Source organism: Rhizobium sophorae, assembly GCF_013087515.1.
Lineage (GTDB): Bacteria > Pseudomonadota > Alphaproteobacteria > Rhizobiales > Rhizobiaceae > Rhizobium > Rhizobium sophorae.
Genome location: NZ_JABFCN010000048.1, coordinates 37,817 through 63,392 on the forward strand (window position 1 = coordinate 37,817; position 25,576 = coordinate 63,392).

The following is a 25,576-nucleotide window of genomic DNA, read 5'->3' on the forward strand; positions in this document are numbered from 1 at the left end:
CGGTAGATGCTCGGGACAAGCCCGAGCATGATGGAAGAGGGGTTAGTGCCCTCATCAGAATCTCAAAGGCGGCTGAGTGAGCTGCCTCTCTCTTTTCCTCCAGCGGTGGTTATCTCAAGCCGCAACCGCCTGTCTTGCGGTCGCCATGGTCATCTTGCGCTCGGCGCGCTCCTGCTGCGGCGAGCGGTGGTAGAGTTCGCGATAACACTTGGAGAAATGCGAGGCCGAGACGAAGCCGCAGGCGACGGCGACCTCGACGACCGGCATCGAGGACTGCACCAGAAGGTGGCGTGCTCGGTCGAGGCGGATTTCCAGATAGTAGCGGGCCGGCGAGCGGCCCATCTCCTGGCGGAACAGCCGTTCGATCTGGCGGCGCGAGAGGCCGGCGCCGTCGGCGATCTCGATCAGCGACAGCGGCTCGGCGAGATTGCCTTCCATCAGCTCGATGATCGACAGCACCTTGGCGTTCTGCACGCCGAGGCGGGCGCGCAGCGGCAGACGCTGGCGATCGTGGGGGTTGCGCACGCGGTCGGTCAGGTGCTGCTCGCAGATGCGGTTGACAAGGCTTTCGCCGAAATCTTCGCCGACGAGGTTCAGCATCATGTCGAGGGAGGCGGTACCGCCGGCGCAGGTGTAGAGATTGCCGTCGATCTCGTAGAGATCGGCATAGACCTCCGCCTGTGGGAAGGCTTCCGAAAAGCCCGGCAGGTTTTCCCAGTGGATGGCGCAGCGCTTGCCGTTCAGGAGGCCGGCCTGGGCAAGCACATGCGCGCCCGTACAGAGGCTGCCGACGGCAACGCCGCGATTGTAGCATTCACGCAGCCAGGCATTGACCGATTTGTTGTTGAACTCCTCGACATCGATACCGGAACAGACGAGCACCATGCCCGGCCGGTTTTCACCGCCGAGATGGCGGCGTTCCTCGGCGAGCGAGGAATTGGCCTCGACGCCGATGCCGCAAGACGAATAGACCTTTTCCCCGTCGACGGAGGTCAGCCGCCAGGTATAGGCCTGATAGCCGAGCATGCGATTGGCGATGCGCAACGTGTCCACGGCCGCCGAAAAGGGCAGCATGGTGAATTGCGGTACCATAAAGAAGACCAGTGAACGCTTCTTGATCTGCATCCTGTTCATAGCGAAATCCATGCTCGAGGGCGATGATACATTCGTTGCGCGGAATGCGTCGCGCCGATGTCCTGAAAGCGACACTGGCATGGAAAAATGCGGCCGGGAAGAGCAAATATGCGACATCACTGACGATTTGGCCGCTCAAACCGCCGGAATGGCCGCAGGCAGGCAGATGACAGGATGATAGGCAACTGAAACTCAATGTTGAAAATGGGTTTGGAATAGGACGGTCAGGCCGCGAAAAAGGCGGCGTTGCACGAGGCAGGCGCCGCCCTTATCTTGGGAGGAATGTCGCATTCATTACATGGTCCGGTGTTTGCTGTCGTCCGTGCTCGGCCAGCCGATGTCCTTGCGGATATCGAAGGGCATGGCTTCAATTTCGCGGGCGGTCTGCCAGCGTGTCCAGGCGAGCACGAGCTTGCGGGCATAATGTGCCAGATCGAAGCGGCTTTCGCTGGAGGTGAGGGTCTTGCCACCACCCCGATAGGTGAGCGTGGTCATTTTCCGGTTCCTTTCTTGGGTCGGGGACATGGTCGTCGTTGGGAGGTTCGTCCACGTCCATGATCCTAATATGGACCCCGGGCACTCATCATTCAAACGAATAGAACTTATGGATAACATCAGGGATATTGAATGATCGTTGCGTGCCCGGCGGCCGTCGATGACACGTTTTGCAGTCTTTCCACCGACGATACCCCCGGGCTTTCCACGCAGGGGATAGCAAATTCGCAGCTGAGCATGATGCTGAAAACCTGGCGGCTATCGGCTCCGATTCTTGATAAATCCGGGTTCAGATTTTTGGGCTGGCCCGGCCGCAAATCGTCCGCATCTAATGCGCGGCAGTCGGGGTGATGATGCCAAGATTTCCAAGCCCGGCGACGATCAGCTGGACTGCGACTGCGGTCAGCAGGATGCCGAAGACGACCTCCGAGACGATCATGGTGACTGGCTTCATGCGCTTGGCGAGCGCGTCGATGTTGGTGAACACCAGATAGTCGAACGCGCCGACGATCAGGATCAGACCGATAACGAGTATCGCGCTGGCAATCGAGACGACTTCGCCGGAGGCGATGATGATGACCGTGATGCCGACAGGATTGAGCATGTAGGGGACCGCAAGCGGAAAGATGGCCAGCTTGTCCGGGTCGACGGGAGCCGCAATGTCGTCATGCGGCTTCTCTGTCGGTCCTGATGCCATCTTGATCGCGATCAGCGCGAGGATGATGCCGCCGGCGACGGCGACTGCGCCGCCCGTGATATGGAGAAGCCGCATCAGCAGAGCGCCGGTGGCGAAGAGGATCAGCGCCGTGACGACGGCGATCAGAACCATCTGGCGGCCGATGCGCGCCTTTGTTGCTGTATCGAAGGTGTGGGTCTTTTCCAGAAACGGCACCAGCGCGATCTTCGGCCCCATGCCGATCAGAAGCAGCAACAGAAGTTTTCCGACGAGTGCGGCATCGATGACTGTGAAATCCATGGAACGTACCCTCTAAAATTTGTGATGCGAAAATCGGGACCTTCCCACTTTGGGGAGGATGGTGACGAAGAACCAGACGGACTCACCGGCCTTTCTGCGAGCCACTCAGCGCGGGCATACGTCCCAGAAGCCCGTGGTCTTGGCGGGCGAGGTGTAGTACCAGCATTGACCAGACTGCGGCGGCGTGCCTGCCAGTGAAACGGCGGCTGCTCCGGCGACAAAGCCGATGGCAGCACCCGCGGCGATGGCTGTACCCGGACGCCAGTAGCGGCGAGGGGCGACGACCACCACACCACGTCGGACGGGCGGGCGAACGACTGGAGCGGTTCGGCGTCCGACGGCAGCGCATCCACGCGGTCCGCAGGCCGCAGCGCCGCAGCCTCTCGGGCCGCAGGCCGCCACGCCGCGACGCGCGGCTTCGGCCGTCGCGGGAACGAGGAGGGGCGCGCAGATCATCATCAGCACGGCAAGTGTTGCGAGCATGTGCGACAGGATGTCCAGGATCTTCATCGCATTTCCTCCCATTGCTTTCGTGTCTGGTTTCATGGCCTGAAGAGTGCCGCTCTCAGGCCGGGTTCGCGGCGGTCGCCGCACTCTGCGCTGCAAGCGTCTGCTGGGCAGCGGCTGCAACAGCGTCGTCCTTTCCGCCCGAGACCTGGACGGTCGGCACGGCGAGCTTGATGCCGTTTTCGTTGAACGCCTGATGGATCATCCGCAGAGCCCGCCGCTTCAGCGTGAACTGCTGGCCCGGAAGGGTCATGACCTTCATCCGCAGAAGCAGGCCGGAGTCACCCAGGCTGTCGATCCCCTGCATCTTCAACGGCTCGATCGTGGTCGGTTTGAACTCCGGATCCTCGAACAGTTCCAGGCCGATCTTCTTGATGATCTTGCGGGCCTTCTCGATGTCGGAATCGTAGGTGATGGTGATCGTCATCTTCTCGATCACCCAGTCGCGGCTCATGTTCTGAACGGCTCCGAGTTCGCTGAAGGGCACGATGTAGACAGCGCCGCGGTGGTGCCTGAGTTTGATGGACCGCAAGCTGAAGGACTCGACGGTGCCCTTGTAGCTGCCGCTCTGGATATATTCGCCTACCCGGAAGGCGTCGTCGAGCAGGTAGAACATCCCGCTGATGACGTCCTTGACCACGGTCTGCGCACCGAAGCCGATGGCGACGCCGACCACGCCGGCACCTGCGATCAAGGGGCCGATTTCCACGCCGAGCGACGACAGCGCCATCATGATCGCGATGGCGACGAAGAGGATCATCAGGAAATTGCGAAGGATCGGCAGCAGAGTTCTGAGACGCGTGCGCCGCCGCTCCCGTTCGCTGCCGGCTTCAAGGACCGCCTCGGTATCGCCGAGTTTGCGATCGATCAGCACTTTCACGATATTCCAGGCGAGATCGACGACCAGCAGAATGATCCCGGCGCTGAGGAGGCCGCGCACGAGGCGCAGAAGCGGGGAATCCTGCATGGTCATCTGCGTCAGCCTGACGTCCAGGGCATCCGCAAGCAGAACGATGGCGCCGACGATGAGCGCTGCCCTTATGCCGCGCTCGACGATCACCGAGACGACGGTGCTTCTTTGGAGGCCGTCCTCTTCGGCGGCGGAAGAGCGCAGGATATTGTTGACCGACGCCTTGGTGAGGGCGATGGCGCCGGGCAGGGCGGCACAGACCACCGCGATCCAGAACAGCTTCATGGCGCCGACCACCCATAGCAGCCAGACGGCGACGAAGTAGACCGTCCAGAGCCAGTTCCGCGCCCGCAGGCCGACCCGGCTGGCTTGGCCGATCGACAATCGGGATGGACGTCTCCAAACGGCTTCGATGCCGATGACGAGCAGCACGAGGCCAAGCGAATATGCCACGAGTTGCCGGGCCGGGACGGAAAAGCCGAGAGTGCCGAGCAGGCGGATGGTCACCCAGCCAAAGGCATACCAGCCAACGAGATAACCCAAGCGTTTCGCCCAGTGGCCGGCGGCATCCTTCGTGATCGGGACGACACGGAACCGACCCTCTTCCTCCGCCCGTGGCGCCAGAAGCACGTCGAAAAGCGCGCTCGCCAGGCGGAAGACGACGATCGCGAAGAGGTAGCCGACGACGATCTCCCTGACAACAGGCGGCCATTGGAACAGCAGGAAGAAGCCTATGCTGCCGAGGCCGAACGAAAGGACGTAACATGCCGCCCACAGAAGCCTCGCGGCCAGTGCGATCACCCTCTCGCGAACCGTGGCAAAGGGCGCGCGTGCCATCCACGAGCGCCAGCCGGCGCTGATCCACCAGAACAGCCATTGCGCGGCCAGCCCGACGGCGACGAAGGCCGCGACCAGGAAGATCGGCCGTGTGCCGCCGTTCGCCTGGATGTCCCGTTCGAGCACGGCCCCGCCTCGCATCGTCTCCAGGGGAAAGGACTGGATGGCGCCGAGAAGACCGGAGGCGTGGGCACGGAATCGCATCGCGAATTCCGAGAATGAAGGGTCGGCGTTCGGGGTTTCCAAGGGCGGTTCCGCCGCGGCCTTGGCTGCTTGCGACTGCTGCTGCAGGAAGCGCTGGACATCGGGATCCGAGAACATCCCGATAAAGCGCTGGACACTTTCCGGCTGTGGGCTTGCAGGCGTCACGCTCTGGGCCATGGCAATCGAAGCACTAAGGAGGACGGACACCAGGGCAGCCCCGGTAAAAAACGATCTAAACATGCGGATCCTGGAAAGTAATAACATCGTTTATCCTGATCTCGATGAACCTGTTCGCCTACCGGTTCCCTAAGCCGTCATTGCCTGCACGACTCCTTCGACCGGCCTGCGGCGATGCAGTCGGGCGCTCGCGGCTGCCTACCCACAGGGCCCGTGAGGCCGCTGACCTGGCCGGCGTAATTGTCTCTGGTATCCGCATCGACGACGGCGACCGGGGCGGCAAGGATCAGGCCGGCCGCGCTGCCTGCCGCAGCGGCTGTGCTTGTCGTCGCGGCAAGGATCTTGTCCCCGAGCCCGACCTTGCTGTCGGTCAGCGTCTGGCCGTCGGAAATCCGCGCCCCAATCAATTGAACGACCTCGGGCGATTCCGCAAATTTTCCGTGGTTCAGCTTGTCGCCCGCCTTGACCTTGGTGAGGTCGATGACCGTGATCTGGCTGTCGGCCAGTTCCTTCTTGAAGGGGGCCTGCTCGGGATCGATGGCGCCGAGTCTGGCGACGTCGCCCCATACCCTACGGGATACCGCGAGCGCGCGATCGTCTCGCGAAACGAACAGGGTGAACTTCGGATGCTGCTTGCCCATGTCGACGATCTGCTGGCGGAAGACATCGACATCCACGTCTGGCGAGGCCAGCATGACATTCTCGAACTTGGCAGGAAGGCGGCCATTGCGGATCGCCATCTGGCGAAGCGCCTCCAGCGCCAGCCAGTTCCCCATGGAATGCGCCAGGATCGAGACTTCCTTCACCTCTGGGTCTTTGGCGAGATACTGGAAGAGCGTCTCCAAGGCGTTGCGCGTGTAGTTCGTGCTCTCCCTGTCATATCCGTATGCCAGCAGACTGCCGCGCGACGGCCATGTCACCAGCACCGGCGCACTATGGACGCCGGAATCCTTGACGATCTGGGCGAAGCGATAGACGGAGTCTTCGAAACGGTTGTTGAAGCCGTGGATGAAAACCAGCACGCTACGGTCACGGCTTTTCCTGACCGAGGCGCTCAGCCATTTCTTGGCGTCGTCGCGCGTGATCTCGTCGGCTTTCAAGGTTGCGAAGTCGGTTGCCGGGTTGGAGGGAAGCCGCCTCGGCCAGGCGACTTCGCCGATCTTGCGCACGTTCGCTGGGGGAATGGACACCGTGATGTCGGCAAAGGCCGGGGCGAGGGCGCGCTCGCCGGTGAACATTTCGCCTTCAATCTTGGAGCGGGTGCGCGTCGTGGTCACCAGCATCTCTACCTTGGTGGCGTTCGGGGCGCTATCGGCAACGGGGATGAGCACGTTCTTCGGGTGGCCGCCACATCCGGTTAATGCGCAAAGCAGCAGGAGAGCCGAGATCCATTTCAGACCTTGGGAAGGGCGTGGTTGAATTCGGCCATTGCGACATTTTGTGCTCACTGCTGTTCCTCATCGCCCCGTCAAGTTCCGGCAGTCCTCGACGCCGCGCGCCGCGGCGGTCGAAGTCGGCACCGGGCGAGACTATGCGAAGATGAGATGGCTTACCCGTATGATCGGGTATGTTACGGTCAGGGAGACCGCATCAGCGGGGTTGCAGGTCCGAGGTGGCGGCGCTCGACGCAATTGCATCGGGATCAGGCACCGTCATCCCCGCCTTGCGAAGTCCTTCGATCAAGCGGTCGCGATCTTCAGGCTGCATGTTGCGCATCGCGAGTTCCGTGACCACGTTCGGCAGGAAGTCAGGTCGCATGCTGACGAAGATCTGTCCTTCCCGGCGGGCGTCGTCCATCAGACCTGCCTCGGCGTAGATGATGGCGGCGACGACATGGAAGAGAGGAAACTTCTGCATGTTCGCCTGCCTGATCTCCAGCACGGCGGTGTCGTTGTCGTGAAGCATGTAGGCAGCCAGCGCTCGCGTTCCGTGATAAAAGCCGCCGCTGCCTGGATTGAGGGCGATGGCCTGATCCAGGAGGGCAGCTCCGCGTTGCCACTGGCCGGCGATCGCAAGCCGCGTTCCAAACTCGCCGATCAGTTCGGTGTCGTTGGGGTTGGTGGCGAGCGCCAGTTCGCCCACACGAAGTGATTCAGCGAGCTGCCTGTCGAAGAACAGCGCGGTCATCAGCGCTTGAAGTCCGCGCGTATTGCTTGGATCGATCTGCGTTGCGCGCCTGGCGGCATCGAGCGCACGCTGTATGGCTGAATCCTGGTCTGGTGCGGGATTGAACTTGTAGCGGTCCTCATCGAGATAAACGATCGATAGCATTGCCCAGGCGGTTGCGTAGTTCGGAAACCGCGCGAGCGCGGCCTCGAGGCAATCCCGGACGCGGGCATGCGCTTCGGCGCTCAGTTCCGAACGATAGGCATAGAAGCGCAGCGTGCACTCATATGCACCGAGATCCTCAGGCGGCGGACTGGCGGAGTCGACCTGTGCCATGACCCCGTAGGGCTGGGCGATGGCGGTCGCGACCTTTCTGGCGACATCCGTCTGGATCGCAAACAGGTCCTCCGATGCGAGATCATTGTCATAATTCTCCGACCAGAGGATCTCGCCGTCCGACGTATCGAGCAATCTGGCTGTCACACGAAGACGCTTGCCTGACATGCGTACCCCACCGGCAAGGAGATAACGTGCGCCGAATTCGGCCCGGATCTCCGATGCGCCCACATCTGCGGGGAGGGACTTGGACGTCTCGCGACCGAAGACCTTGATCTCCTTGAACCGTGGCAGGATGGTCATCAGTTCCTCGGTCAGGCCGGCAGTGTAGAGCTGCGCTTCCGGCTCTTCACCGAGATTGGCAAACGGGGCCACCACGAGGGCCGGACGATCGGGCGACAGGCTTACAACGCGTTCGAGCGACGGAGCGGGAGATCGTGTGCCGACCCAATATAGCGAAATAGCGACTGCCGCGAGCGCGACAGCACCAGGCAACAGAACCCGCCTTGACCGCCACCAACGTCCGGAGCGGACCTCCGAGGGCGATGTTTCGTCAGCTTCGTCGTCTCCAGCGTCTACTGATGCCGGACAGGACCAGGCAAAGGTTGGGATATATCCACCTTTGGGAATGTCAATCCTGACCGGATCATGCTGCCCGGCGACGAGATAATAGCGCTCAAGCGATCGCCGCAGCCGCCCGGCCTCGATCCTGACCACCGGATCGTCCTGGGTAAAGCCGGCATCCCGGCCGAACACCTCTATCGCGATCGAATAGGCTTTGATCCGGTTGCCCCGGCCCTCGAGGGTTTCCGAGACAACATAGCGGAGAAACGCTGCGGCGCGACCGACGCCCGGAAACTCAGGGCTGGAGACGACACGTTCCAGTTGCTCCCTGATATCGTCGGCTTGAGGTGCCGGCCCGAAAGGAATGGGTGCTGCAGACCCCTCTGCTGGTATCCACGTCTGCATGTCTGCCCCAATCCCCCGTTGAGTCACGTCACTGCCAGACCGTATGTTACGGTAACATACTCCACGAACCCTGCGTCGTCCATGAAGATTGGGCGGGGCACACGTTGCAGAGGCAGCGTCCAAATGCCGTGAGGAGTAAACCATGGACGAAGGCGTGACCGCAGTCCGTCGGCAGTTTCCAGCCAAGATCAAGGCGATCGACGATCTCTCTGCCCGCAGTGAGGACTTTCGGGAAATCTGCAGGGACTTTGCCGACGCCCAATCGGCGCTGCAGAAATGGAAAGTCTCAACCGATCCGAAACGCGACGAGCGCGTCGTCGAATACCAGGAGCTGATCGCAGAACTCTCCAAGGAGATAGCGCGCGCGCTTGAAGGCTCGGTACCGCCAATCGCTCGCTAATATGCGCGGCCAGGCCCCGGCGGCCGCCATCGCGAGGCGTATGTTACGGTTACCTACTTGCGTTCCATCTCCCGGTAACGACCATCGCCATAGACGTCCGGCGCTGAACTTCGCGCGCTGAAACTTTGCGCTTCCACGAAACGAAACGCTTCCGAAGGATATTGCCGTGGTTTCCGAAGACTTGGACGAGCCTGCCATTTCCCCAGCGCCTCGGAATCCACTCCGCAGGATAGCCCTTATCGTCGTCCTGCTGGCGCTCGTCCTGTTCGTCCTGTCCATCTTCATGGAGCGGCGCACGCCATCGACCTCGCAAGCTCAGGTCCAGGCCTATATCGTCGGCATCGCGCCCGAAGTCACCGGCCGGGTCGTGGAAGTCGGCGTCGCCGACAACTCACGCGTCGAGGCCGATCAGGTTCTCTTTCGTATCGATCCCGAGCGCTACGAGCTCGCGGTCAATGAGGCCGAGGCGAGCCTTGCAAGTGTCGGCCAGTCAATGGGCGCGTCAACGGCTGCTGTCGATGCGGCGCAGGCAAAGCTCGTCACGGCCCAGGTCGATCGGGACAATCTTCGCGAACAAGCTGCGCGCGCCGAAGAGCTGCAAAAGAGGGGCGTGTATTCCAAAGCGCGGGCCGATTCAACCAAATCGGCTTTCAATCAGTCAGAGGCGGCCGTCACCGGTGCTGAGGCCGAGCTGGCCAAGGCCAAGGAGCAGCTCGGGCCGAGCGGAAATGACAATCCGCAGCTCCGGGCAGCTCTGGCAGCGCTCGAAAAGGCAAGACTCGATCTGCTGCGGACCACCGTTCGGGCACCTTCGGCCGGGGTCGTGACCAACCTCCAACTTACAACCGGTAAGGTCGTGTCGGCTGGACAGTCAGCCATGACCTTCATCGATGCCGGCACGATCTGGATCACCGCCGCCTTCAAGGAGAACAGCCTCGAGAATGTGGCAGTCGGCAACCGGGCGGAAGTCCTTTTCGACGCGCTTCCTGGACGGCTGTTTCCGGCGCAAGTCGAGAGCGTTGGTTTCGGCGTATCGCAGGGCAGCACGGACCCGAACACCGGATTGCCGACGATCCGGAGCGATAGCGGTTGGGTCCAGGAGCCGCAGCGGTTTCCAGTACGGCTCATCATCGAGGAGGCGCAGCGGCCCAAGGGCGGTGTGCGCTACGGCTCGCAGGCGACCGTTGTCGTCTACACCGGCGACAACCCGGTCACCAATGCCTGGGGATCGCTCTGGATCCGGATCATGTCGGTGCTGACCTATGTTCGCTGAGAGGAGCGCCGCGGTCGAGGAGCAGAAACGCAAGGGGCTTCGTGTTGCGTTCGCGGTCTCCATCGGCTTCACGCTGGCAGTGTATGCGGGGGCCATCGTGCCGTTCCTCGGTCCGCTCTTTGCCGCCCAGTTTCTGCTCGGAAGTTCGCGGCCCATGCCGCTCGGCAAGACCGTAGGTGCGGCGATGGTCATTCTGATCGCCGGGATGGCGATGATGGTTCTGACCAACGTGCTCGGCGACCGTCCAGCGCCCTTCCTTCTGATCCTGGGGCTAACCTATTTCGCGTGCTTCGCCGCCCAGTCGACGGGAAAGGGAGGACCGGCCGTCTTTCTCGTGCTCGTCGTTTCGATCATCGTGCCTCTGCTCGGCATCCTGAACAAGGAGCTCGCCAATTCCATCCTGTCCATCCTGGTCGCCGGGGTGTTGTCGGGCGCGGTTCTGATGTGGCTCGCCCATGCGGTCTTTCCCGAGCCGTTCTCCCAGGAGGTCGAGGCGGTGGCGATCGACGAGCGGCCGCCGGCCTTGCTTCGGGCGCTGGCAAACACGGTCATCCTCTTGGGCTCCGTCGTGATCTGCCTGACCAGCGACAACCTGACGGCTGCGGCAGTCATTCCCATAACCGTGGCGTCGCTGCTCGGGCAGCTCGACGTTGCCGCGAGCGGGCGGGCGGCGATGGGGCTCGTGCTCGTCAATCTGTTCGGCGGGGTGCTCGCCTCCGTCGCCTATGCCGCGCTGTCGCTGCGCCCCAATCTCCTCTCGATCTTCCTCATCGTTCTCGTCGTCGTCCTCCTGCTCGGAGGGCGCGCAGCCGCCCGGTCAAAAGACGCCCCGGTTTTTGCCGGCGCCCTGACGACATTCCTGATCCTCTTCGGCCTCGGGGTCTCACCCCTGCCGGGCAGCGCCGCAGAATCCTTCGCCACCCGCATCGTCTATGTCGCGGCGGCGTTGATCTATGCGCTGCTGCTTGCCGCAATCCTGTGGCCGCGGGCCGCGGAAACGAAGAGGATATCGGTATGACTCAGGCGTTCTCTGAGAGCAGCTTACCTTGAAGAAGTCGGCTGTCTTCAGTCCCGCGATGTTCTTGGCGTTAGTCGCTTCGGCGGATTCAGTAGACGCCGCCCAGAGAACAGAAGACTTCCTCAATGTCCGCAAGCACTGCGAACTCGCATATCTATGGAAGGATCCACCTGACCCCAAGGGCTTCAGCGAATGTATGAAACAGAGGCGTTATCGACTCCATTTCTCGCCGACTTGCCAGACCGGGAGCCGCAGGGCGCAGTGCTACGACCTGCAGCGCTAACTGCCGATGCGTTGGCATCGCCATAGGAAGATCACAGATTCAAGGTTGGGCGAGAGAAATTTAGTCGCATTTCATCGGCATGATCTCACCGTCGGTCTTTGCTTTCAACTCGGCACGGATAACTGCCGCCCGTGACCAAGATCTTAGGGAAGCTGCCCAGCAGGTTGCGGCTTTGACATGTTCCGACTGCCGTATTCGTTACGTCGCGCAAACATTGCGAGCGTACGATTGGAAAATGCGGCATTTCCGGTCACTTCCGGGCCGAGCCACGGCGGGTAGGGAGGTTGGTCGCTTTCGTCGGCAAGCTCGATTTCTGCGATAACGAGTCCGTTGTGGACACCGCCATAGACGTCCACCTCCCAAAGGCAGCCACAATGTTTCACCTCGTAGCGGGTCTTATCCACCACACTCGTTGCAAAGGCGATCATTTCCAGGGCATCGGGGTAGGGAATCTCATATTCGAACTCTTCGCGCCTCAGGCGCCCGGTCCGGAGTTTAACGGTCAGGACGGCGCTTGCCTTATCGATGATCCTGACCCGCACGAAGCGGTTTTTCCTAGCCAGCAGGTAGCCTTGGCAGAACGCGGCGCCTTTGGAAGCGTGGTCCCGCCAACTATCGTTTACGACGAGGTATTTTCGCTCAATCTCCGCGGTCATCTTGCCCTCCCTTTGTCGTTCCGAACCACGACGAAGCTGGATGGCGATGCGTGACGGACTTTCCGCCACGCCCGCTGTCCGGACCTTAATTTGGGTCTGCAGGTGCAGCCTGCCTCCCGCTGGATCGTGCCGTCGATTGCGACATGCCGGATCCAGGGCATCCGGAAAGGCAGGTTGCTAGCGCTTCAGATCGAGGACCTGTCCCGACGCCTTGAGCTGCTCCAGTGTTTTACCGAGACAACTTCCGCCGATTGGTTCACCCAACGCTTTAGCGGTCCCCCCGACAGATATCGTTCCGGCAAGCTTGCTCGGATTGACATAGGTGGCCACGCCATCCGCCTCCAACCTCGTGAGATAGAAGATCTGGTACAGGCCTTTATATTCGCAGGCTACGGCGACCGGAAATTGATCGAACGGCTCGGCCGCCCGAGCTTGCGAAACGCATATGCCGGCCAATGGAAGAATGCAGGCAATGGCGACAGACAGCACACGGATCGATGGATGGATCATCACACACTCCTGTTGATTGTTAACACCACCGCGCCGGAAAGCCGGTGCTGTTCCGGGCGCGGGCCTTCCTCCTCAAATTGCGGTGTCGTTCCCGCGCGGCTTCGATTATTGCATCTGCTCGGCGACCACATCCGGCACAAAATGCCGGATGCTTTTGTCTTCGATATAGTCAGCGGGCCGCTTTTGACGTTTCCCAAGGTCCGGTGCGTTGAACTTCATCGTTTCGTACGGAATCGACTTCAGGATGTGCGAGATGCAGTTGATGCGCGCGCGCTTCTTGTCGTCTGACGGCACGATCCACCATGGGGCGTGCTGGCGGTCCGTCGCCCGGATCATCTCGTCGTAAGCAATCGTGTAGTCCCACCACCGTTGATACGACTCGACATCCATCGGGCTGAGCTTCCACTGCCGCAGCGGATCCTCGATCCGCCGCCTGAAGCGCCGATCCTGTTCCTTCTCGCCGACCGTCAGGAAGTACTTCAGCAGGGTGATGCCGCTTTCGACGATCGAGGCTTCGAAACCGGGAGCCAGCTCGAGAAAGCGCCGGGCCTTTTTCTCGGAGCAGAATCCCATCACCCGGTCCACGCCGGGGCGATTGTACCAACTGCGATCGAATATGACGATTTCGCCCGCGGCGGGCATATGTGCGATGTAGCGTTGCATATACATTTGCGTCTTTTCGCGATCGGTCGGGGCCGGCAGCGCGATCACGCGAAAGACCCGTGGACTGACGCGCTCGGTAATTCGCTTGATCATCCCGCCTTTGCCGGCAGCATCCCGGCCCTCGAAGACGATCACGATGCGAGCGCCCGATTTCTTCACCCAGGACTGCAGATGCGCGAGCTCGACCTGCAGCTTTACGATTTCCTTGTCGTAGTTCCAGGACTTCTTGCCTTTCTTTTCGTCTACTTCTGTGTCGTCGTCCTGCCGTTTGTTCATCACTTCCTCCATGACCTTTTACTGATGACCTCCGGCCAAAGGCCGGTCGCTTCCTTCCCCCAGGCGCGCGGCGCGCAGCGCGTCCTCCGTGTCGCCAAAGAACTTTCCGGCTCCGATGCCATCGACGACACCGGCGCGGCCCAGCAGCTCCGTGACCTCGGCGTTCAGGTGAGCCACGGCGAAGACGATGCCTCGCCCGGAGAGATTTGCCTGCACGGCATCGAGTGCTGCGGCTCCGGTGCTGTCGATATGCGCAATGGCGCTGGCGTCGAGGATGAACCAGCGCGTTTCGGCCGGTAGGCCGTCAGCGATGGCGCGAAGCCGGATGCGGACATAATCGGCGTTGTAAAACAGAAGATTGCCCTGGACGAGGCATATGGCGATGCCTGGAATGCCCTGGGCGTCTGGAAAGCGCTGCATGTCGTAGAAGCCATCACGTCCGGCAATGCGGCCGAGAAGCGTGTCTTTCGGGAACATCGTCTTGCGCAGGAGATAGATCAGGGTTGCGGCGATCGCGACGATGACGCCGTTCAGGACTCCGAAGCTGATAGCTCCGAACATGGCGATGAGGGCGAAGACGAACTCCGCGCGGCTGATGTGCCATATCTTTCTCAACTCGCTGACGTCGATCAGGCTGATTGCGGCTGCCGCCAGGATCGCCGCCAGGGCAGGGATCGGCAGGATGCGCAGGGCGCCGTTCAAGAACAACAGCGCCGCCATCAGGGTCACGGCGGAAACGAGACCGGCTGCCTGCGATCTGCCGCCGACTGCAAGATTGATCGCTGTGCGCGAGTCGGACACGGCGATGGGAAATGAACCAAACAGACCGGGGGCGATGTTCGCCGCGCCCAGCCCGATCAGTTCCTGGTTGGCGTCGACCTCCTCGCCGGAGCGCCCCCCGAAGCTCCGTGCGGCGACGATACTCGAGCCAAAACTGATCAGAAAGACGGCTGCCGACCCAAGGACGATCCTGTCCATGGGCATTTGAGAGAATGCATGGAGGGAGAATGACGGCAGCCCGGTGGGGAGATCGCCAACAACGCGGATGCCTGCGGCTTCAAAGTTGAAGATTGCGGAGAGAATGACGGAAACGACGACGACGACGACGGGTCCCGGTACCGGCAGCCGCGTGGCTTTCACGATCCACAACAGTGCGAACATGGCGAGGCCGAACAGCAATGTCGGCCAATGGATCAAGGCACTCTTGCGAATGATCTCGGCAATCGGCGGCAGGAGACCGTCGGACTCGATACGCACCCCGGTAAAGCGGCCGATCTGCCCGACAAGGATGGAGATGGATACGCCGGCAAAGAAGCCGACCAGAATCGGGCGGGACAGAAAGCTTGCGAGGACGCCCAGCCGAAGCAGCCGTGCTGCAAAATAGAAGGCTCCGACGCCGAGCGCCAGGGCAGAGGCGATGGCAACCGGATCGGCTGATGTGCCGGCAGGTTGCGCGGCGATGACAGTTCCTATGACCGCCGCGAGAACCGCCATGGTCCCGGCGTCCGGCCCGACCACCAATAGCCGCGACGGCCCGAACAGAGCGTAGGCAACGGGCGCGACGATGCTCGCATATATCCCGGTTTCCGGGGGGAGGCCGGCGATGGCGGGATAAGCGATCGCACTCGGCAGGCCGACAGCAGCAATCGACAGCCCCGCAGGAATATCGCTTCGCAGCCAGTCCGCGCGAAATCCCTCCAGGCCCCTGAATATCGGCATATGAAAACTTTGAAGCATGCCACTCCCCCCGGAAATTCATTCATCTGCCGAAGCGAATTCAGGCTACCAGTGGGGTGGCTTCCGATCGCTCCAGACTGGGCGCAGATTGGGCTTTGACGAAGATGGTCTTGCAAAGCAGCATCAGCGGAAGGGTTGACCGCGGACGCTGATGCGCTGGCCGAACCCATGGCGGACGAACCGCATGATTGCACAGCGGCCTAGCCGACCGGTGCCTCCCAATTCAGGAAGAAGCCGATGTCGCCCGGCATGCCGCCCGGAAAACTGATGACCATTGCTTTCAGCTTGTAGCCGTGAGGCCGGGCCACTTCGACGAAAAGATCATATATTTCCTTGGCTTTTCCTTGAAGCGTCGTCGGCCACTCTGGCCGGGCACTGTTGATCGCGCGGCCGCTATCCGTGCAGAAGCTCGACGGAAAGCTATAGACCATGGCCTCGGATTTGCCGTCGGCGGCTGCCTTCATGACGACGCGCCTGATAATGTCACGTTCCTTGTCGCCGACGTGTTTGCGGAAGAAGTCATCGACGAACTCCGCGTGTTTTTTTGCTTCACGCGCTTTGACTTTGTCGTCACGCTGCATTTCTATCAGCTGCAGTTCCAGAGCTTTCTGTCTCAATTCTTCCGCGCTAAGCATCTGAGGATTTGACTTTTCACTTTCAGCCATGACGTTCCCTCCCAGCGGTCCAAGGCCAAGACTGACAACTACAGCACCGATTAAGTCAAACCAGACAGTATGATACTGTAGGTTCTAGTAAGCTACGGCTTGGCATATATTTCAGCCGTCAGCCGCGCCCTTGCGGTCAATGATAATTGGCGTGCCATATCGCTTTCACAGGAGGGCAGTGGTCCGTGCCCTTGACCTCGTGATCAAGCGGCCGCGGTCGATTTTAGCCCGCGCGCTGAACTCCGCTTTTGTAAGCGTGTTACTGTAACATACATGCCAGACCAGTCCTGCGACTACGCCTGGCGCTGTTTTTGCTATAAATTTGGAGCAAAAGACGGCTTGGCCGATGTTTAGCTATCAATCCTCCTTCACTCGGAGGAGTATGCGGCACGAGCCTACACACCATGTCTGACCGCAGGGAGGATTTGAGATGGCTAGACCTCACGCATTGTTACTCGCCACGGGCCTGTTCCTGCCTTTTGCAGGGTTCCCGTTTTCGCCACATCTGACTCTGACCGCCGCCGCGCAGGAGCCGGCCGCTTCCAATCCCGTCACGGCGGAAGACGACGCGCCGGCGCCTCTGAGCGAGGACGAACTCGAAATCCTGGTGGCGCGGATCGCGCTTTATCCGGATGAACTGGTTGCGCTCGTCACGTCGGCGTCGCTCTATCCGCTGCAGGTCGTGGAAGCAGCCCGGTTCCTCGAAACCTTGAAGAAGCAGCCCCAGCTCAAGCCGAAGACGACGTGGGACGGCAGCATCGTATCGCTGCTGAACTATCCTCAGATCGTGACGATGATGAGCGAGGATCTGGACTGGACGCAGTCTCTCGGAGAGGCGCTTTCCTACCAGCAGAAGGACGTTCTGATCGCCATACAGCAACTGCGCGACAAAGCGGTCGCCGACGGCATCATCAAGACCGACGACAAGATCAAGGTCAGCCAGGAGAACGACAACGTCGTGATCGTCTCCGCCAGTCCTGAGAAGATCTACGTTCCGCAATACGCGCCGGAGATGCTGTATGAGCCGAACTATGTGGCCGAGCCCATCGGCTACTATTCCGAGCCGTATCCGAACTACTACTATCCGACCGCCACCTTTTTCGCGGGCGTGGTGACGGGAGCGGTGTGGGCCGCCGCCGTCGACTGGAACCGCTGGGGCGTATGGGGCGGGCGCTGGAACGGCAATGTCGACATCGACTGCAACAACTGTTTGAACAACATCAACGGCAAGGTGAATATCAACGACGTCGACTGGAAAAACGTCGACCGCAGCAAGATCGGGTTCGACAGCGCGCAGTTCAACAAGATCGACCGCAGCTCCTTCCGGACCAGTATCGAGGCGAACGCCGGCGACAGGGTCGGAGCAAGAGGCAACGACCGTGCGAACACGATCCGCGACAAGCCAGGCAAAGTCAGTGTCAACGATGTCCGCAAGAGCAAGATCGATGCGGACAGGGTAAATGCTGCCCGCAATAAGGCAGCCAATACAAGGGCGGCTTCCGGGGGCGGGAAGGGAGCGCAGGCCGCGCAGAACCGCAGGCCTGAGGCAAGGACTCCGAACAGGGTTGCCGAAAAAGCAAGGCCCGGGGTCAACGCCAAACGCCCGGTCGCAAAGCCGAAGCCTGCGGCCCGTGTCGACAGCCGGCCCAGAAAGCCATCGGCCCTCGGTCAGGTCGACAGCGGCAAGCGCGCGCAGATGCAGTCCAGCCGCGGCAGACAGGCCATGGCCGGGAGCAATCGCGGCGGCGGTAGAGCAATGCGCGGCGGTGGCGGCGGCCGCGGCGGCGGTGGCCGCGGCGGCGGTCGTCGGTGACCGAAAGAAGGAGGAAAATCATGACGAAGTCATTCAGAAACATGCTTCTGGGTTCGGTGTTCGCTCTTGCGGTGCTCGCCACCCATTCGGTTCCGACATCTGCAGCAGAGCCATCCGATGCGACCGTCATCTCGGGCTTCGCTTCACAGAGCGATCCGCCCGTCTTTGAGACGCCGGAACAGGCCGTCGACGCTTTCAAGGCGACCTTGGCGGCCGACGACTTCGACAAGTTTACTGCGCTGCTGGGAATTGATGCCGCGAAAGCGAAGGCAGGCGAAGGGGTGATGGACACCTACGCACAGATCCGGGACGGCACGAAGAAGAAGATCGTCGTGAAGGACGTCGATGACCGCAAGATCATCGAGATCGGCGACAAATTATGGCCGCTGCCATTTCCGATCGTGAAGGGCGACGATGGCAAATGGAGCTTCGACACCTATGCCGGGTTCGAGGAGATCATCAATCGTCGCGTCGGCGAGAACGAATTGCAGACCATCGACACGATGCAGGCCTATGTCGACGCCCAAAAGGAATATTCTTCCGCTGACCACGACGACGACGGCGTTCTCGAATATGCCCAGAAACTGATCAGCAGCGACGGCAAAACCGATGGTCTCTACTGGTCGCCTGATCTGGGCGAGGGTGATAGCCCTGCGGGCAACGCCCTCGAAGACAATGCGGCGCTTGATAAGGCCAAGGCCGGCGAGGGCTATTACGGCTATCGCTACAGGATCATCGACAGCCAGGGGCCGAACATCGCGGGCGGAGAGTTCGACTATGTGATCAACGGCAACATGATCGCAGGATTCGCCCTTATCGCCTGGCCGATCCGATATGGCGAAACCGGCGTGCACACATTCGTCGTGAACGCGAACGGCACGGTCTACCAGGCCGATCTCGGCCGGGAGACGGAAAAAATAGCTGCTGGCGTCAGGACCTTCAACCCGGGTGACAATTGGGACGTGACTTCTGATTGACGAGGGTCCCGCGTGTTGGGAACCAAGTCTGCTTCACGTCGTTGCCGCTTCGTACCTGACAATGCAAAGGAGGAAACGATGATTTCCGCGGATCAGATTCGTGAACATATGGAAGTGCGGACCGCCGACGGCACCCATGTCGGCACGGTCGATCATCTCGACGGCCCCACGCGCATCAAGCTGACGAAGCTCGACTCGGAAGACGGCAAACACCACTTGATCCCGATCGATTGGGTCGATCACGTGGATGCTCACGTCCATCTGTCGAAGAATGCCAGGGATGTCCGGATGCAATGGGCTACCATCAACTGACAGCCGGTCGGCTGCGGCTTACCGGCCGCAGCCTCCTTAAAACAGGAGCCGCCATGCCGAAGCAATTGAAGATGGGCGATGAGGTGAGCTGGAATACCAGCCAGGGAAAGACCGAGGGCAGGGTAGTCAAGAAGCAGAGCGGTCCAACGAAGATCAAAGGCCACAGCGTGAATGCATCGAAGGCCGAACCGCAATATATCGTCGAGAGCGACAAGTCGGAAAAACGCGCCGCACACAAGCCTGACGAACTCAGGAAGCTTTGAGCCGGCGGTCGCTCGTTTGAGCAAGAGGAGATCGATATGCCAGCCAAATCCAAGGCCCAGCAGAAGGCGGCAGGGGCCGCACTCTCGGCCAAGCGCGGCGAGACGCCGAAGAGCCACCTCAAAGGCGCTTCGAAACAGATGGTCGAATCCATGAGCGAAAAACAACTCGAGGAGTTCGCGTCAACCAAAAGGAACGGCAAGCCCGAGCACGTGTCGAAATAAAGGGATGCGGGTACCGTCATGCGGTGTCTGACCTTCCCGCCGCTCTAATCTACATGGTCTTGACAGCGGCTGCCGATGAAGCAGGATTGGCGGTTCGTGCGCGGTCGATGTATGGTTTCGACAGAGATTTGGGCAATTGCCCATCAGCTAGAACAGCGCACTGCGCCTAAAACGGAGTCTGAGATTGGCCGTCGCCTTCACCAAGGAAGAGAGTTTCGAAACCGCTTCGGAAACCCTGCTGCCCGATCGTCCGGTTTCGCCGCACCCCAACCTTGTTACGAAGGCCGGGCTGAAGGCCCTGGAGCTGCAATTCCAGCAGGCCCGCGAGGCTTATGATGTTGCGAGTACCGTCGAAGACGTGAACGAACGGCGGCGGCAGACGGCCAATCCTTTGCGTGATCTTCGCTACTTAGCGGCAAGACTTCGCACAGCGCAGCTCATGCCTCACCACACGTCAATCGATACTGTCGCCTTCGGCAATACCGTGACTTTCCGTCGCGACGACGGGCGCGTGCAGACCTATCGCATCGTCGGGGAGGACGAAGCCGATCCCAAGGCGGGATCGATTTCCTACGTCTCCCCGGTGGCGCGGTTGCTGCTGGGCAAGGCTGTCGGCGATGTCGTGGAGACGGGCGGCCAGGAACTGGAGATCATGACCATCGCATAGAACAGGGATATTCGTATAGCCTTGCCCATTATTTTGGTACTGATTGGTACTTTATTTATCGAACCTTTACCATCCGTGGCTAGAACGATGACATTCCACCATCGAAAGTCATGCTCATGGTCAGCGCAATTTCCAGTTCTGCATCCACCATTTTGAGTTCAGCCGTTTCAACCTCATCTTCCAGTTCGTCGGATCAGCTTGCCTCTCTCGAGGCACAGCTTGCCGAAAAGAACGCAGCCCTGTCAGAAGGGCAGGACGAGCAGGAGAAGGCCACGATCGAAAAATCTATCGATACGCTGGAAGCGAAGATCGCCAAGCTCGAAGCGAGCGAAAGCAGCCAATCTCAGTCATCTGCCGCATCGAAGCCCGCCGATGAAGTTCCTGGAGAATTTTCCGGCGAAAGCGAGCGTATCGGCACGACGAATTTTGACGAGGCCAGCGAGTTCGGCAGCCGCACGGCTTATGTCTGACAAAGCGACGTGGGCCTGCTGTATTCTTGAGTGACGCGTCAAAGACGGCGCTTGGCCACCGCGACGACTTCGCGCGTCAAATCCGCCAGGCGGTCGGCGGCGAGGCGGTTGATCTGCCAGTAGAGCGGGACATCGAGCGGTGTGTCGGGCACCAGTTCGACCAGCCGTCCGGACGCAAGATGCTCGCGGGTCAACTGGATCGGGTTCATTCCCCAGCACATGCCCGAAAGGCTCGCCTCGACGAAGCTCTGCGACGACGGCAGCCAGTGGGTGGGATAATCGAGATCGCGTCTGAACGTTTTGCGTATCCAGCTGCTCTGCAGCCTGTCTTTCTGGTTGAAGGTCAGGGCCGGAGCATTGCGGATCGCCTCTGATGTTACGCCCTGCGGAAAATGGCGCGCGACGAAGTCGGGCGTTGCCGTGGCGTGGTAGCGCAGAACGCCAAGGGCAAAACGCCGGCATCCGCGAACCGGTTTTTCCAGGCTGGTGACGGCGGCGATCACCCGCCCGCGCTGCAGCCATTCGGCCGTATGATCCTGATCATCGACGGCAACGTTAAGCAGATAGGAAGAGCTTTTGGCGAAATTCGACATGGCCTCAACGAACCATGTCCCGAGGCTGTCGGCATTCGTGGCGATTTGAAGCGTGACCCTTTGATGGGGCTCGTCGGGATCGACGAGAGCCGGCAACTGCTCGAAGAGTTCGGCTTCGAGCATGCCGACATTTTCCATATGGCGACAGAGCCATTCTCCCTTTTCCGTCGCCGTGCACGGGGTGCCTCTGACGACTAGGACGACGCCGAGACGCTCTTCCAGCTGCTTCACCCGCTGAGAAATGGCTGAAGGGGTCACGTTCAGGACGGCCGCCGCTCTTTCGAAGCTGCCTGTCTGGACAATGGTTGCGACGGCGCGAAGAGCAGGATAGTCGAGCATGAATTAGCTTAGCTAAATTGGAGTAAGGTGGATTAATTAGCCTAACTCTTATAATCGCGCTAGCGCAACCTTACCGAAATGAGGGGCGTTGGCCAAAGAGATGAATTTTTCGATCTATATAACCGGCCTGATGATGGGGCTCAGCCTGATTGTCGCCATCGGTGCACAGAACGCCTTCATCCTCCGCCAGGGCTTGCGCAACGAACATGTCTTCGCCGTCTGCCTCGCATGCGCGGTCTCCGATGCGGCGCTGATCGTGCTTGGCGTGACCAGCCTCCATCAAATCGCCAGGTTCATGCCCTGGCTCGATCCCGTCATGCGCTATGGCGGAGCCGCATTCCTGATCTGGTACGGAGCAAAAAGCCTTTATTCCGCCTTGCGGTCGTCCGCCGCTCTCGCGGCCGGGGAAGCCAAAACATCGAGCTTTCGGCAGACACTGGTGACCTGCCTCGCACTCACCTGGCTCAATCCGCACGTCTATCTCGACACGGTGGTGCTGCTCGGGACGATATCGACACGATATCCGGGAGAGCAGGCTTCTTTCGCAGCAGGGGCGGTGACGGGTTCCTTTCTGTTCTTCTTTTCGCTCGGATATGGTGCGAAGCGGCTGCGGCCGATCTTCTCGAAACCCTCATCCTGGCGCATGCTGGAAACGCTCGTCGCTTTCACGATGTGGATTATAGCGTTCAAGCTGCTGGGCGGGTTGTGACCGCCGTTCGATCGTCGATCATTCGCTTCAGCGGCCGAGGGGGGGACGGTCAACTCCATCTCGCGGTGGCAATCTGCCAGCAGATGTGGCGGAAAACGCCTTAGTTCCCGGAGCGCATGCTCATGGTTGGCATCCCTGCGCCTTTGCGACTTGAATGCGGAAAAGGCCTGTACGATATTCCAGATGCTTGGTTGAGACATGTCGGGCCTCCTTTGCTGCATTTAGCTGCCGACGCTCGAAATATGAGCGTCAATTGACATTCAATCAAACAAAATGATATGCGGTTATAAATCAGAAAAATTGAAAGATGCGACGATGAGTATTCCCTTTCGCCGTCCCATTCCACTGCTTGACAACGACGTGCTGCGTACTTTCGTGGCTATCGCAGAGACCGGCAATTTTTCGACCGCTGCAGAGGCGGTGTTCCGCACGCCGTCGGCCGTGTCGATGCAGATCAAGAAGCTTGAAGAACAGCTTGGCGCGACGCTCTTTCTGCGCGACGCCCGCTCGGTATCGTTGACGCGCCACGGCGAGATGTTGCTGTCCTATGCCCGTAACATCCTGGCGCTGTCGAACGAGGCGGTATCGCGCTTCATCATGCCGGAGCTCAGCGGCGTCGTGCGGCTCGGCGCGCCGGAGGATATCGGCGAACGGCTGCTGCCGAGCATCCTGAAGAGTTTCGCCGAAAGCTATCCCGGCATCATGGTCGACGTGACGATCGACATGAGCATCGGGCTGAAGAAGCGCATGGAGGAGCAGCGGCTCGACCTGGCGTTGATCAACTGTGCGACACGGCCGTTCCCGACCGGCGGTGAGGTGGTGTTCCGCGAGCGGCTGGTCTGGGCCGGCGCCAAGTGCGGTTCGGCGCATCGCCGCGATCCGCTTCCGATCTCGATCTGGGAAGATGGCTGCATCTGGCGCCAGGAGGCACTCTCCCAGCTCGAACGAAACAAGCGGCATTATCGCGTAGCCTATCTCAGCGGCCACACGATGGCGCAGCGCGCCGCCGTGCTTTCCGATCTCGCCATCGCGCCGTTGCCGCTGTCCTATGTCAACGAGGACATGGCGATCCTCGGGCCTCAGGAAGGGCTGCCGGAGCTCGGCGCCTTCGATATCCGCCTGCTGACCGCCTCGCAGGTGTCGGGGTCGATCGAGACGGTGGCCGACAGCATTCGCGGCGCCTTTGCCGAAAGAGCGAAGGCGGTCGCCGCCTAGCCGCACAACCCCGAAAATCGGAACCGATTCCGGACAGGATTATGCGCCGATCGAAAGTGATAGCGCGTCCTATTGCACGCGCGGCTGTAGCGGTATCCTTTCGGCGCTGAACCTTTTGGTTTGTCGTGCGTTATCGGCGCGGACGGCATTTGTCGCCGTTCGGGGTTGATTTCAAACAAGGATATCCGAGATGACGATAACGGCCAAAATTGCCGCAGCCTTGATGGTTCTTCTTGCCCTTTCCTCCTGCGGCAACACGATCCGCGGCATAGGAAAGGATACGGCAAACACCGTGAACGCCACGCAGGATGCCGGCCGCTCGGTCGACCGCGCCGCGAAGAAGTGACGGTTCAGATTCCTTCCGGGGATTGCCTGATAAGGTGTTGACCGAGGGATCAGATGGCCCGGTCCTGATCATCCTAGCGGATGACCGGGGGATAAGCCCTTTCGAGGCCACCGGATCGGCTGAGGCCGGTCCGGAAGGCTTGGTAGGCCGGATGCTGGCCAGAGCGGGCGGCTTCCATCAGCCGGATCTGCAGCCGATCCGGCGCTTGGCCCCCGAGCCACATTCCCAGGTTTTCGAGCTTCAGAGAGTTTAAGACACGCGATCCGGCGGCAAGATCGAGATGGCGGCGCAGGCCGTCGAGCAGGTTGTCGTCCTGGGCAGCGTTTTCCATGAGCAGCGCCAGATAGGACTTGTCGGTCTCCGACAGCGCGGCGAGCTTTTCCGCAACGGTATCGCGGTCGGGAAAGGGAACATTGCCTGTCATCGAATCGTCCATGCTTGATCGTGTTTTGGCCGTTATAAGCTCGCCTTGACCTTCTCGGCTACATCGACTGGCAGCCATTTCGTCCACAGACTCTCGTAATTGCGAAGGAAATAGATCGCGGCATCCTCGTTGCTTTCGCGGTTTTCGTCCTGCCAGGCGAGCACCTGGTTGATCGTCGCATTGTCCCATTTGCGGGTCTTGAGATAGGTCGTGACTGGTCCGGCGCGGGTGGCAAAGGATCTGGTCATCAGGGTGAAGGCGCGCGAGACCGGGTAGGAATTAAGCTCGGGCCTGACGCAGCCGGCAACCGCGGTACAGCGATCCCATTCATTCTTGTTGTGGCCCACGCCGAAGCTCAGGCGCGTCATGTCGTATTTGCCGAGGATGGCGGTCGGCGCCCAGTAATAACCGAGCCAACCGATCTTGTTGTCGAAGGCGCGGGCAATCGACGCATCGAGCCGTTCGGGGCTGCCGGTCTCGACAAGCTCGAAGCCCTTCTTGTCGGCGGCAAGCGCCTTGAACAGGTTGGTGGTCGATATCTGGCAGCTCCAGTCGGCGGGGCAGTTGTAAACTGCGCCTTTCGACGGGTCGTCTTCAGCGGGAAAGAGTTCGGGATGTTTCAGCGCGTCCTCGACCGAGCGGATGTCGGGGTGGGCGTCGGCGATGAATTTCGGGATCCACCAACCCTCGACGGCGCCGTCGGCCAGGATTTCGGCCCCCTGTACTAGCCGGCCACTGTTGACAGCCTGATCGAGCAGGGACCTCACGGAATTGATCCAGTATTCCGAGGCGATGTCGGGGATGCCTTTCTCATTCATCGAGGCGAAGGTCGGCAGGGTGTCGCCATCGACGATGGTGACGGAGCAGCCATATCCCTTTTCCAGAATGATCTTGTCGAAGCTTGCGGCAATGCCTGCCGAGGCCCATTTCATTTCGGCGATCGAAACGCTGCCGCATTCGGCGGCTTCGGCCGGCGCAGCGGTAGAAAGAGCCGCGGCAAAGACGGCCGGAATCAGAAACGTCTTCATCGTCATTCCCCGAATTCTTCTTAGGCAGACGCGCAGCAGGCTCTGAAAATCACCGACAAATATCTC

Annotated in this window: 28 protein-coding genes; 13 read left to right on the plus strand and 15 right to left on the minus strand. The window is 60.5% G+C overall.

What is annotated here, in order from left to right:
* Positions 1–114: 114 nt before the first annotated feature.
* From G9X64_RS37320 to G9X64_RS25955, 7 genes are all read right to left on the minus strand, one after another.
* Positions 115–1,134, minus strand: coding sequence for a GlxA family transcriptional regulator (locus G9X64_RS37320; protein WP_168311611.1), 1,020 nt, complete (start codon positions 1,132–1,134; stop codon positions 115–117).
* A gap of 294 nt (positions 1,135–1,428) precedes the next feature.
* Entirely contained in the window at positions 1,429–1,629 is a 201-nt protein-coding gene (locus tag G9X64_RS25930; RefSeq protein WP_168311610.1) for a hypothetical protein, read from the minus strand.
* 328 nt (positions 1,630–1,957) lie between these two features.
* A complete protein-coding gene (locus tag G9X64_RS25935; protein WP_168311609.1) occupies positions 1,958–2,605 on the minus strand; it encodes a MarC family protein in 648 nt (215 codons plus the stop codon).
* 105 nt (positions 2,606–2,710) lie between these two features.
* Positions 2,711–3,115, minus strand: a complete 405-nt coding sequence (locus G9X64_RS25940) for a hypothetical protein (RefSeq protein WP_168311608.1) — start codon at positions 3,113–3,115, stop codon at positions 2,711–2,713.
* Between the two features lie 55 nt (positions 3,116–3,170).
* Entirely contained in the window at positions 3,171–5,327 is a 2,157-nt protein-coding gene (locus G9X64_RS25945; RefSeq protein WP_171377640.1) for a mechanosensitive ion channel family protein, read from the minus strand.
* Between the two features lie 50 nt (positions 5,328–5,377).
* Positions 5,378–6,688 (minus strand): alpha/beta hydrolase, encoded by a 1,311-nt coding sequence (locus G9X64_RS25950; protein ID WP_168311606.1) that lies wholly within the window; start codon positions 6,686–6,688, stop codon positions 5,378–5,380.
* Between the two features lie 142 nt (positions 6,689–6,830).
* Positions 6,831–8,651, minus strand: a complete 1,821-nt coding sequence (locus G9X64_RS25955) for an adenylate cyclase (protein ID WP_171377641.1) — start codon at positions 8,649–8,651, stop codon at positions 6,831–6,833.
* Between the two features lie 142 nt (positions 8,652–8,793).
* On the opposite strand from G9X64_RS25955, the gene G9X64_RS25960 reads away from it, so the two are divergent.
* From G9X64_RS25960 to G9X64_RS25970, 3 genes are all read left to right on the plus strand, one after another.
* On the plus strand, positions 8,794–9,051 hold the full coding sequence (locus G9X64_RS25960) for a hypothetical protein (protein WP_168311604.1): 258 nt from the start codon (positions 8,794–8,796) through the stop codon (positions 9,049–9,051).
* 166 nt (positions 9,052–9,217) lie between these two features.
* On the plus strand, positions 9,218–10,324 hold the full coding sequence (locus G9X64_RS25965) for an HlyD family secretion protein (protein ID WP_168311603.1): 1,107 nt from the start codon (positions 9,218–9,220) through the stop codon (positions 10,322–10,324).
* The gene (locus G9X64_RS25970; protein WP_168311602.1) at positions 10,314–11,342 is read left to right on the plus strand and encodes a DUF2955 domain-containing protein; all 1,029 of its coding nucleotides are present in this window, start codon (positions 10,314–10,316) and stop codon (positions 11,340–11,342) included. The genes G9X64_RS25965 and G9X64_RS25970 overlap by 11 nt, the downstream gene beginning before the upstream one ends.
* A gap of 426 nt (positions 11,343–11,768) precedes the next feature.
* Here the strand turns inward: G9X64_RS25970 and G9X64_RS25975 are convergent, their stop codons facing one another.
* From G9X64_RS25975 to G9X64_RS25995, 5 genes are all read right to left on the minus strand, one after another.
* A complete protein-coding gene (locus G9X64_RS25975; RefSeq protein ID WP_171377642.1) occupies positions 11,769–12,281 on the minus strand; it encodes a CYTH domain-containing protein in 513 nt (170 codons plus the stop codon).
* Between the two features lie 177 nt (positions 12,282–12,458).
* Positions 12,459–12,791 (minus strand): hypothetical protein, encoded by a 333-nt coding sequence (locus G9X64_RS25980; protein WP_168311600.1) that lies wholly within the window; start codon positions 12,789–12,791, stop codon positions 12,459–12,461.
* 105 nt (positions 12,792–12,896) lie between these two features.
* Complete coding sequence (gene ppk2, locus G9X64_RS25985; RefSeq protein WP_168313797.1) at positions 12,897–13,742, minus strand: polyphosphate kinase 2; 846 nt, start codon at positions 13,740–13,742, stop codon at positions 12,897–12,899.
* A gap of 6 nt (positions 13,743–13,748) precedes the next feature.
* The gene (locus tag G9X64_RS25990; RefSeq protein ID WP_168311598.1) at positions 13,749–15,467 is read right to left on the minus strand and encodes a SulP family inorganic anion transporter; all 1,719 of its coding nucleotides are present in this window, start codon (positions 15,465–15,467) and stop codon (positions 13,749–13,751) included.
* Positions 15,468–15,667: 200 nt separating this feature from the next.
* On the minus strand, positions 15,668–16,132 hold the full coding sequence (locus tag G9X64_RS25995) for a hypothetical protein (protein ID WP_020050364.1): 465 nt from the start codon (positions 16,130–16,132) through the stop codon (positions 15,668–15,670).
* Between the two features lie 430 nt (positions 16,133–16,562).
* Here G9X64_RS25995 and G9X64_RS26000 point away from each other — a divergent pair, with 430 nt between their 5' ends.
* From G9X64_RS26000 to G9X64_RS26030, 7 genes are all read left to right on the plus strand, one after another.
* A complete protein-coding gene (locus G9X64_RS26000; protein ID WP_168311597.1) occupies positions 16,563–17,945 on the plus strand; it encodes a DUF3300 domain-containing protein in 1,383 nt (460 codons plus the stop codon).
* Positions 17,946–17,965: 20 nt separating this feature from the next.
* Positions 17,966–18,922, plus strand: a complete 957-nt coding sequence (locus tag G9X64_RS26005) for a DUF2950 domain-containing protein (RefSeq protein WP_168311596.1) — start codon at positions 17,966–17,968, stop codon at positions 18,920–18,922.
* 78 nt (positions 18,923–19,000) lie between these two features.
* Positions 19,001–19,234, plus strand: coding sequence for a DUF2171 domain-containing protein (locus tag G9X64_RS26010; RefSeq protein WP_168311595.1), 234 nt, complete (start codon positions 19,001–19,003; stop codon positions 19,232–19,234).
* Between the two features lie 53 nt (positions 19,235–19,287).
* Complete coding sequence (locus G9X64_RS26015) at positions 19,288–19,497, plus strand: hypervirulence associated TUDOR domain-containing protein (RefSeq protein WP_168311594.1); 210 nt, start codon at positions 19,288–19,290, stop codon at positions 19,495–19,497.
* Positions 19,498–19,533: 36 nt separating this feature from the next.
* Positions 19,534–19,719 (plus strand): DUF3008 family protein, encoded by a 186-nt coding sequence (locus G9X64_RS26020; protein ID WP_168311593.1) that lies wholly within the window; start codon positions 19,534–19,536, stop codon positions 19,717–19,719.
* 184 nt (positions 19,720–19,903) lie between these two features.
* Positions 19,904–20,386, plus strand: coding sequence for a transcription elongation factor GreA (gene greA, locus G9X64_RS26025; RefSeq protein WP_168311592.1), 483 nt, complete (start codon positions 19,904–19,906; stop codon positions 20,384–20,386).
* Positions 20,387–20,496: 110 nt separating this feature from the next.
* Positions 20,497–20,856: a hypothetical protein gene (locus G9X64_RS26030; protein WP_168311591.1), complete on the plus strand. Its 360-nt coding sequence runs from the start codon at positions 20,497–20,499 to the stop codon at positions 20,854–20,856.
* A gap of 38 nt (positions 20,857–20,894) precedes the next feature.
* On the opposite strand, the gene G9X64_RS26035 is transcribed toward G9X64_RS26030, so the two are convergent.
* Complete coding sequence (locus tag G9X64_RS26035; RefSeq protein ID WP_168311590.1) at positions 20,895–21,788, minus strand: LysR family transcriptional regulator ArgP; 894 nt, start codon at positions 21,786–21,788, stop codon at positions 20,895–20,897.
* 100 nt (positions 21,789–21,888) lie between these two features.
* Here G9X64_RS26035 and G9X64_RS26040 point away from each other — a divergent pair, with 100 nt between their 5' ends.
* The 3 genes from G9X64_RS26040 to G9X64_RS26050 all read left to right on the plus strand — a co-directional run bounded on the left by G9X64_RS26040 (position 21,889) and on the right by G9X64_RS26050 (position 24,058).
* On the plus strand, positions 21,889–22,497 hold the full coding sequence (locus G9X64_RS26040) for a LysE/ArgO family amino acid transporter (RefSeq protein WP_168311676.1): 609 nt from the start codon (positions 21,889–21,891) through the stop codon (positions 22,495–22,497).
* A gap of 273 nt (positions 22,498–22,770) precedes the next feature.
* Entirely contained in the window at positions 22,771–23,712 is a 942-nt protein-coding gene (locus G9X64_RS26045) for a LysR family transcriptional regulator (RefSeq protein ID WP_171377643.1), read from the plus strand.
* A gap of 190 nt (positions 23,713–23,902) precedes the next feature.
* A complete protein-coding gene (locus G9X64_RS26050; protein ID WP_168311588.1) occupies positions 23,903–24,058 on the plus strand; it encodes an entericidin domain-containing protein in 156 nt (51 codons plus the stop codon).
* A 73-nt stretch (positions 24,059–24,131) separates the two neighbouring features.
* On the opposite strand, the gene G9X64_RS26055 is transcribed toward G9X64_RS26050, so the two are convergent.
* Positions 24,132–24,494, minus strand: a complete 363-nt coding sequence (locus tag G9X64_RS26055) for a hypothetical protein (RefSeq protein ID WP_171377644.1) — start codon at positions 24,492–24,494, stop codon at positions 24,132–24,134.
* A gap of 20 nt (positions 24,495–24,514) precedes the next feature.
* Positions 24,515–25,516 (minus strand): glycine betaine ABC transporter substrate-binding protein, encoded by a 1,002-nt coding sequence (locus G9X64_RS26060; RefSeq protein WP_171377645.1) that lies wholly within the window; start codon positions 25,514–25,516, stop codon positions 24,515–24,517.
* Positions 25,517–25,576: the final 60 nt, after the last annotated feature.

Coding starts and splice junctions, on each gene's coding strand:
- G9X64_RS37320 (WP_168311611.1), bottom strand. CDS start 1,134: ATGAACAGGATGCAGATCAAGAAGCGTTCACTGGTCTTCTTTATGGTA.
- G9X64_RS25930 (WP_168311610.1), bottom strand. CDS start 1,629: ATGACCACGCTCACCTATCGGGGTGGTGGCAAGACCCTCACCTCCAGC.
- G9X64_RS25935 (WP_168311609.1), bottom strand. CDS start 2,605: ATGGATTTCACAGTCATCGATGCCGCACTCGTCGGAAAACTTCTGTTG.
- G9X64_RS25940 (WP_168311608.1), bottom strand. CDS start 3,115: ATGAAGATCCTGGACATCCTGTCGCACATGCTCGCAACACTTGCCGTG.
- G9X64_RS25945 (WP_171377640.1), bottom strand. CDS start 5,327: ATGTTATTACTTTCCAGGATCCGCATGTTTAGATCGTTTTTTACCGGG.
- G9X64_RS25955 (WP_171377641.1), bottom strand. CDS start 8,651: ATGCAGACGTGGATACCAGCAGAGGGGTCTGCAGCACCCATTCCTTTC.
- G9X64_RS25960 (WP_168311604.1), top strand. CDS start 8,794: ATGGACGAAGGCGTGACCGCAGTCCGTCGGCAGTTTCCAGCCAAGATC.
- G9X64_RS25970 (WP_168311602.1), top strand. CDS start 10,314: ATGTTCGCTGAGAGGAGCGCCGCGGTCGAGGAGCAGAAACGCAAGGGG.
- G9X64_RS25975 (WP_171377642.1), bottom strand. CDS start 12,281: ATGACCGCGGAGATTGAGCGAAAATACCTCGTCGTAAACGATAGTTGG.
- G9X64_RS25980 (WP_168311600.1), bottom strand. CDS start 12,791: ATGATCCATCCATCGATCCGTGTGCTGTCTGTCGCCATTGCCTGCATT.
- ppk2 (WP_168313797.1), bottom strand. CDS start 13,742: ATGGAGGAAGTGATGAACAAACGGCAGGACGACGACACAGAAGTAGAC.
- G9X64_RS25990 (WP_168311598.1), bottom strand. CDS start 15,467: ATGCTTCAAAGTTTTCATATGCCGATATTCAGGGGCCTGGAGGGATTT.
- G9X64_RS25995 (WP_020050364.1), bottom strand. CDS start 16,132: ATGGCTGAAAGTGAAAAGTCAAATCCTCAGATGCTTAGCGCGGAAGAA.
- G9X64_RS26000 (WP_168311597.1), top strand. CDS start 16,563: ATGGCTAGACCTCACGCATTGTTACTCGCCACGGGCCTGTTCCTGCCT.
- G9X64_RS26005 (WP_168311596.1), top strand. CDS start 17,966: ATGACGAAGTCATTCAGAAACATGCTTCTGGGTTCGGTGTTCGCTCTT.
- G9X64_RS26010 (WP_168311595.1), top strand. CDS start 19,001: ATGATTTCCGCGGATCAGATTCGTGAACATATGGAAGTGCGGACCGCC.
- G9X64_RS26015 (WP_168311594.1), top strand. CDS start 19,288: ATGCCGAAGCAATTGAAGATGGGCGATGAGGTGAGCTGGAATACCAGC.
- G9X64_RS26020 (WP_168311593.1), top strand. CDS start 19,534: ATGCCAGCCAAATCCAAGGCCCAGCAGAAGGCGGCAGGGGCCGCACTC.
- G9X64_RS26030 (WP_168311591.1), top strand. CDS start 20,497: ATGCTCATGGTCAGCGCAATTTCCAGTTCTGCATCCACCATTTTGAGT.
- G9X64_RS26035 (WP_168311590.1), bottom strand. CDS start 21,788: ATGCTCGACTATCCTGCTCTTCGCGCCGTCGCAACCATTGTCCAGACA.
- G9X64_RS26040 (WP_168311676.1), top strand. CDS start 21,889: ATGAATTTTTCGATCTATATAACCGGCCTGATGATGGGGCTCAGCCTG.
- G9X64_RS26045 (WP_171377643.1), top strand. CDS start 22,771: ATGATATGCGGTTATAAATCAGAAAAATTGAAAGATGCGACGATGAGT.
- G9X64_RS26050 (WP_168311588.1), top strand. CDS start 23,903: ATGACGATAACGGCCAAAATTGCCGCAGCCTTGATGGTTCTTCTTGCC.
- G9X64_RS26055 (WP_171377644.1), bottom strand. CDS start 24,494: ATGGACGATTCGATGACAGGCAATGTTCCCTTTCCCGACCGCGATACC.
- G9X64_RS26060 (WP_171377645.1), bottom strand. CDS start 25,516: ATGACGATGAAGACGTTTCTGATTCCGGCCGTCTTTGCCGCGGCTCTT.